The 6,517-nt window shown below is 61.8% G+C and carries 7 protein-coding genes; 3 read left to right on the top strand and 4 right to left on the bottom strand.

Annotation, left to right across the window (positions count from 1 at the left end; genetic code table 11):
• The 3 genes from hflC to B3520_RS15810 form a co-directional block, all read right to left on the bottom strand.
• Positions 1-683: protease modulator HflC (gene hflC / locus B3520_RS15820; protein ID WP_286876418.1), on the bottom strand; the 683-nt coding region annotated here is incomplete at its 3' end.
• Positions 683-1,693, bottom strand: coding sequence for an FtsH protease activity modulator HflK (gene hflK / locus B3520_RS15815; RefSeq protein ID WP_123638154.1), 1,011 nt, complete (start codon positions 1,691-1,693; stop codon positions 683-685). The genes hflK and hflC, both read right to left, overlap by 1 nt.
• A 95-nt stretch (positions 1,694-1,788) precedes the next feature.
• Entirely contained in the window at positions 1,789-2,508 is a 720-nt protein-coding gene (locus B3520_RS15810; protein ID WP_286804813.1) for a glycerophosphodiester phosphodiesterase, read from the bottom strand.
• Positions 2,509-2,630: 122 nt separating this feature from the next.
• On the opposite strand from B3520_RS15810, the gene B3520_RS15805 reads away from it, so the two are divergent.
• Together B3520_RS15805 and B3520_RS15800 are read left to right on the top strand one after the other, a co-directional pair.
• Complete coding sequence (locus tag B3520_RS15805; protein WP_286876417.1) at positions 2,631-4,058, top strand: phospholipase D-like domain-containing protein; 1,428 nt, start codon at positions 2,631-2,633, stop codon at positions 4,056-4,058.
• A gap of 38 nt (positions 4,059-4,096) precedes the next feature.
• Positions 4,097-4,819, top strand: a complete 723-nt coding sequence (locus B3520_RS15800; protein ID WP_286804810.1) for a DUF599 domain-containing protein — start codon at positions 4,097-4,099, stop codon at positions 4,817-4,819.
• Positions 4,820-4,825: 6 nt separating this feature from the next.
• Here B3520_RS15800 and B3520_RS15795 read toward each other — a convergent pair whose 3' ends face one another.
• Entirely contained in the window at positions 4,826-5,710 is an 885-nt protein-coding gene (locus B3520_RS15795) for a cation diffusion facilitator family transporter (RefSeq protein WP_286804808.1), read from the bottom strand.
• A 121-nt stretch (positions 5,711-5,831) separates the two neighbouring features.
• On the opposite strand from B3520_RS15795, the gene cysE reads away from it, so the two are divergent.
• Positions 5,832-6,517, top strand: a 686-nt coding sequence (cysE, locus tag B3520_RS15790) for a serine O-acetyltransferase (protein WP_286876416.1), incomplete at its 3' end; no start/stop codon positions are given.

Raw genomic sequence — 6,517 nt, 5'->3', positions numbered from 1 at the left:
GGCCCCTGCCCCTCGGCACGGAAACGCTCGGCGATGGCCTGGCGCTCGGAAATCATGCGATTCTCCACTTGGCGGCGCACCGAATCGATGTAGTTCAGGCGCTTGATACGCACATCGATCAGTTCTATCCCCAGACTCGGGGTCATCTTGGCGGCGCTTTTGAGAATTTCCGCCTCGAGTTTTTCCCGCCCCAGTTTCGGCCGCTTGGTCAGGGCCACATCGTCCCGATCCTGTTCGACTTCGTCGAGGTCATCCACGTCCACATTCCAGTCACCGGAGCGGACAATCTCTTCGAGCTCGGTACCCGAGACAATATCCCGCACCACCGAATCGACAATATCATCCAGGCGGTTTCGACCGCCACGCTCGTCGCGCACGCTACGCAGGAACTGTAACGGATCAGTGATGCGCCAGCGGGCCGTGGTATCGACCTGAATGAATTCCCGTCCAAGGGTCGGAATCTGGGTGACGTCGCCGTCCCAGATCAACAGCCGCCGATCGAACCGGCGCACCTCCTGGATGAAGGGCAGCTTCCAGTGCAGGCCGGGCTCGCTGACCACATCGCCCTGGGGCTCACCAAACTGAACGATGATGGCCTGCTCGGCCTCATCCACCACGTAGGCTGACGAAAATACGGTAACGGCAACCGCCGCCAGAATGATTGCAAAAATTCCACCTTTCATTATTTGGCCTCCTGGCGCGCATCGCGAATGTTCATCAGGGGCAAGGGGCCGACCTGATCGTCCTGAACCATCAATACCTGGCCGACCTTGGGCAACAAGCCGCCCATGGCTTCCAGATACAGACGCGAGCGGGTGACTTCGGGCACGTTCTGGTATTCCTCCAGCATGGCGCGGAAGCGGGCGGTTTCCCCGTAGGCTCGGTTGACCCGCTCGGTGGCATAGCCTTCAGCCTCAGCGATCAGACGCTGCGCTTCACCTTCGGCGCGGGGAATCTGCTGGTTGGCGCGCTTGGTGGCTTCGTTGATCATCCGCTCGCGCTCCTGTCGGGCTTCGTTCACTTCGTTAAATGCGGGGCGCACTGCCTGGGGCGGCACAACGTCTTGAAGCTCGACGGTAATGATGTGTAAGCCGGAGTTATAGCGATCCATGACCTGCTGAATTTCTTCACGCGCCAGTTGGGCGATTTCCACCCGCCCAACGGTCAGCACTTCCGAGCCGAGGCGGTTACCCACCACCCGACGCATGACGGATTCGGAAATGTCCCGCAGCGTGGTGTCGGGCTCGCGCTGCTGGTAAAGATACTTGATAGGATCCTGAATGCGATACTGCACCACCCACTCGACGTTGATCACATTGAGATCACCGGTCAGCATCGCCGACTCGCCGGTAAAATCCTGACTGGAATAACGACTGGCCTCATTGCCCCGCTGGCCGACAGTACGAAAGCCGAACTCCTGCTTGAGCACCCGGGCCGAGGCGACACGTTGTACTCTGTCGATTCCAAAGGGAAGTTTGAAGTGCAGGCCCGGATCGGTGATCGCCACCACTGCACCAAAGCGCTTGACCACTGCCTGCTGCTCAGGCTGAACAGTGTAAAAACTGGTAAAGCCGCCCCAGAGGATGAGGAGGGCGAGGGGAATCAGCAGGCCCAATCCGATTCCCGGAAGGCGAGGGAGATGCCGGGTGAGTTCGGCAAAATCATCCTTCAGATTCCTGTGTGAATTATTCATTGTCTGCTCCTTTCATGACCCGGCGCAGTAAGCGCGCCGAGGCGGAACCTTAACAGAAGCAGTGGCCAGTGTCCCGCTTTGGGCGGGTCAGACACTCATCCGGGGCGATAGTTGGTCAGCACCTCATCGACCCCGGACTCCAGTGCCCAATCGACCTCCCGCTCACTCTCCGGAAGAAATGCCAGCACCCGCCCTTGCCGGCGACGATAGCGCTCCACCATGGCCGGGCGTAACAGGCGCACACCAGCCAGCCTGGGCGGTAGCGAGTAAGTGGCGCCGGGCTGAATACCCGCCAGAGGCGGTAGCCCCGCCGCGCAGGCCAGTCCGGCGCGTCGACACTCGGGCATGGGCACCATGCACTCGATCTCGGGCTGCTCATCCAGCAGCAGTCGTTGCTGACGGGGGTCCCAGAACAGAAACCGGGCGCGGCCGCTCAACAGCGCCTGGCCTTCGCCCTGCCACTGCGCCAACAACAGGGCCAGGGTCCGCTCACCGTATTCGGGTTTAATGTCGAGAATCCAGTGGTGCTGTCCGAATTCCTCCAGCCACTGGTCAAAAAACAACAGTGGCTCCCCTCCCTTCAGGCGAACCTGCTCAAGCTCGTGGCGGGTCGCTTCGGTGACTTTCAGTGGAAGCCCGGCAACCCGGCTCAGGTCTTCATCGTGGGCAAGCACCAGGTGCCCGTCCGCGGTGCTGCGCAGGTCGGTTTCCAGATGCGAAAACCCGGCATCCAACGCCGCCCGAAAGGCATTGGCCGTGTTTTCCGTGGCCCGGTCGCACAGGCCACGGTGACTGATCCAGAGGGGGGCGGACATCAATAATTTCCTCCTGTTGTTCCGGGCAGGCCAGTGGCACCCAAGCGTGTCATTTTATTCTCCGGCCAATGCGGTAGCATAGGCACAGGACAGTATACCCCCGGACGCCCAACGGACCGCCTATGCTCTATTGGATAATTGCGCTTTTCCATCTGGTCGTGATGCCCATCGCCGCCGTGCACGCCCTGATTTACAAACGGGATCACCGCGCGGCCCTGGGCTGGATCGGGGTCATTCTGCTTTTCCCCGTCGCCGGGCCGCTACTCTACTTCCTCTTCGGGATCAACCGGTTGCGCACCAAAGCCCAGGTATTCACCGGCCACCACCTGCCGGTCATGTTCTTTGGTTACGACCGCACCAGCCCGCCCCTGCTGCTCAACCCCGATCCGCTGATCGACACTTTACCCAACCCGGATCTGGCCCGGGTGGGGAGCCGGGCAACCGGACAGCCCCTGCTGCCGGGCAACCAGGCCAACATTCTGATCAACGGTGAAGCCTTCTTCCCCGAGCTACTTCGGTCAATTGAAGAAGCCCGTCACTGGATTCTGCTGTCCACCTACCTTTTCGGCCACCGGGGTGAGGCCCGAGCGGTGATTGATGCCCTGATCCGGGCCAAGGACCGGGGCGTTGCCGTCTATGTGCTCGCGGACGGGATCGGCACCAGCTATTCGTGGCGCACTGCCATCCGCGCCCTGCGCCGGGCCGATGTGAGCGTGGCCCTGTTCACGCCGCCCTCGCTGCTGCCACCGTCGCTGGATATCAACCTGCGCAATCACCGCAAAATTGCGGTTGTGGATCAGCAGGTCGGCTTTTTCGGTGGCATCAACATCGATGATCGGCATATGGTGGCCAACCCCCACAACCGCCACCCCACCGAGGATGTCCACTTCCGGGTGAACGGGCCTTTGGTGGCCGAGTTGACCCACCTGTTCTGCCACGACTGGGATCTGGTGACCGGCCGAAAGCCCGCGCTCACCGAGCTGCCCTGTCCCACGGCGGGCCGCAGCGTCTGCCGCCTGATTGATGACGGCCCCCACGACAACCTCAATCACCTGTCGATGACCCTGATCGGGGTATTTACGGCGGCCCGGGAGCGCATCCGGATCATGGTGCCCTACTTTCTTCCCAACCACGAAATGGTGGCCGCATTGCAGGCCGCCGTGTTGCGGGGGGTCAAAGTGGAGGTCATTCTGCCCGAGCGCAGCAACCTGCGCTTTGTCGACTGGGCGACCCGGAACATGCTCTGGGAGCTGTTGCTCTGGGATATGGACGTCTTTTACAAAGCGGCGCCGTTCGCCCACAGCAAACTGATTCTGGTCGACGATGCTTACGCCATGACCGGTTCCGCCAACCTCGACGCCCGCAGCCTGCGCCTGAATTTCGAGCTGGGCGTGGAGTGGTTTAATGCGGACCTGACCCGACAACTGCACGCCCACCTCGATGAGGCCACCGCGCGAAGCCGGCGGATCACCCTGGCCGAGCTGGATCAACGCCCCCTCTGGCAGCGACTGCGCGATGCGTTTTTCTGGCTGTTTTCGAGCTATCTTTGACGTATGATTGAGCCACTATAACGAGGTCCCTTCTGACAATGACTGCACATAACTGGCTGAACCTGTTGGCCGTCACCTGGTTTTTTGCCGTGTGGATTGGCTACGCCAGTTTCGCCCGACACCGGGCCCGGGTGTCCTACAGCCTGTCCTCCGTACTGCAGATCTACCGCAAACGCTGGATGCATTCGATGCTGCGGCGTGAAAACCGCATTGGCGATACCGCGCTGATCGCAGGACTGGAACGACAGACCACGTTTCTGGCTTCAACCTCGATCTTTGTGATCGCTGGTCTGATTACGGTTCTGGCGTCCATCGAACAGGTTCACGACACTCTTACCGCCCTGCCGTTTTTTAACCGGGACATGACCTCCCGACAACTGCAGTTCAAGCTTCTGTTGTTGCTGGCCATCTATGTGTACGCGTTTTTCACCCTGACCTGGGCCGTGCGCCAATACGGCTTCAGCTCCATTCTGCTGGGGGCCGCGCCACTGGCGAACGACACGGACATCACCGAGGAGGAGCGAGCCCGCTATGCCACCACCAGTGCGAAAGTCATTGATCAGGCGGGGCACAGCTACAACTACGGCCTGCGCGCCTATTATTTTTCGCTCTCGGTGCTGCCCTGGCTGTTCAATACCTGGCTGTTCATTCTGGCGGCAACGCTGACCGTGGCGGTTCTGTATCGGCGAGAGTTTCACTCCCGGCCGCTGCAGACGCTGGCCAACGAGGTGCGGGCATCCGCCGATAGCGCCGACCAATAACCCACCTCAATGCCGCCGGGCATCGGTACCGTGGCTGCCCACCGGCTCAATGTGAACCGTCGCCACCACCCCCAACTCCGCCAGTCGGTGCTCCGCCGCATCGGCCAGGTCGTGGGCCCGACGCACGGTCCAGTCGCCGGGCACCTGCAGGTCCACCTCGGCAAACTGCTGGGCGCCGGAGGCCCGGGTGCGCAGCCGATGAAAGCCACAACTCTCCGGGGTCATGGCCTGCAGTGCTTGCTCTAGCTTTGTCAGGGTTCTGGGGCTCAGGGCCCGATCCATCAACCCGTTGGCGGACTTGGCCAGCAGCTGCCAGCCCTCATGAAGAATATGCAGCGCCACAGCTATCGCCACGACGGGGTCGAGCCACAGCAAGCCAGTCCACTTGGCCAGCCCGACGCCCAGCACCACCCCGACAGTCGTCCAGACGTCGGTCATCAAATGCCGTCCGTCACCTTCAAGCGCTGGCGAGCGCAATGCACGACCGTAGCGCAGCAGCAAGCGGGCCACAACAAGGTTGATCAGCGCGGCTCCCACCGACAGTCCCGTACCCAGATTAAGAGCCTGTAGAGTCTCTGGGTTCAGAAGTCGCTCGCCCGCCGCCACCAGAATGGCCAGCGCGGCCAGGAAAATCATGCCCCCTTCGAAGGCCGCTGCGAAATACTCGGCCTTGCCATGCCCAAAAGGGTGACCGTCATCCGGCGGGCGACGCGCGTATTGAAACATCGTCAGTGCAAACCCGGCCCCCAGAAGGTTGACCACAGACTCCAGCGCGTCTGACAGGTAACCCACCGAGCCGGTCAGTTGCCACGCCAGGGCCTTCAGCCCCATGGTTGCCAGCGCCGCCGCCAGCGAGAGCCACAGAATGTGATGAGCCTGCCATTTGACCATTGCGTTGTTCCTGCCTGAATTTATGCCAGTGTAGCGTACCGGGGGTGGAAATCTCGGCGCCCAAGCCCAATAATGGCTCAACCATACTCTGCAATGCACCCGACACTCTACAGGATGGCCCATGACCGCCCAACTCGCTCCCGTCAGCAGTGACCCCGTATGGGAAGACATTCGCCGTCAGACCCGCGCCCAGGCGGAGTCCGAACCGGTACTGGCGAGCTTTCTGCACACCACCATCCTCAACCACGACACCCTGGAAGCGGCCCTGAGCTTCCACCTGGCCAACAAGCTGGACAGCCCGGCCATGCCGGCCATGCTGATGCGCGAGGTCATTGAGCGGGCACTGGCGGACGACCCGGGTATTGGCGAGGCGGTGCGGGCCGACCTGCTGGCCATCAACGAGCGGGACTCCGCCTGCGACTCCTCGAGCACACCGTTCCTGTACTTCAAAGGGTTTCATGCGCTCCAGGCTTACCGGGTCGCGCACTGGCTCTGGCAGCACGGCCGGGAAGCCCTGGCGCTGTTTCTGCAGAACCGTATTTCCGTGGTGTTCGCGGTGGACATTCACCCGGCGGCCCGTATCGGTCGGGGCATCATGTTTGACCACGCCACGGGCATCGTCATCGGCGAAACGGCGGTGGTGGAGGACAATGTCTCCATCATGCAGTCGGTCACCCTCGGCGGCACCGGGAAAGAGAGCGGCGACCGCCATCCCAAGGTCCGAAAAGGCGTGTTGATCGGCGCCGGGGCCAAGATTCTTGGCAATATCGAGATCGGCGAGTGCGCCACGGTCGGTGCGGGCAGCGA

The organism is Marinimicrobium sp. UBA4509 (assembly GCF_002388575.1).
GTDB lineage: Bacteria > Pseudomonadota > Gammaproteobacteria > Pseudomonadales > Cellvibrionaceae > Marinimicrobium > Marinimicrobium koreense.
The sequence above is the reverse complement of the archived record's forward strand: the minus strand, read 5'-3'. Positions and strand labels throughout refer to the sequence as shown.

Excerpts from the sequence above, each read along its gene's own strand:
- hflK (WP_123638154.1), bottom strand. The coding sequence starts at position 1,693 with ATGAATAATTCACACAGGAATCTGAAGGATGATTTTGCCGAACTCACC.
- B3520_RS15810 (WP_286804813.1), bottom strand. The coding sequence starts at position 2,508 with ATGTCCGCCCCCCTCTGGATCAGTCACCGTGGCCTGTGCGACCGGGCC.
- B3520_RS15805 (WP_286876417.1), top strand. The coding sequence starts at position 2,631 with ATGCTCTATTGGATAATTGCGCTTTTCCATCTGGTCGTGATGCCCATC.
- B3520_RS15800 (WP_286804810.1), top strand. The coding sequence starts at position 4,097 with ATGACTGCACATAACTGGCTGAACCTGTTGGCCGTCACCTGGTTTTTT.
- B3520_RS15795 (WP_286804808.1), bottom strand. The coding sequence starts at position 5,710 with ATGGTCAAATGGCAGGCTCATCACATTCTGTGGCTCTCGCTGGCGGCG.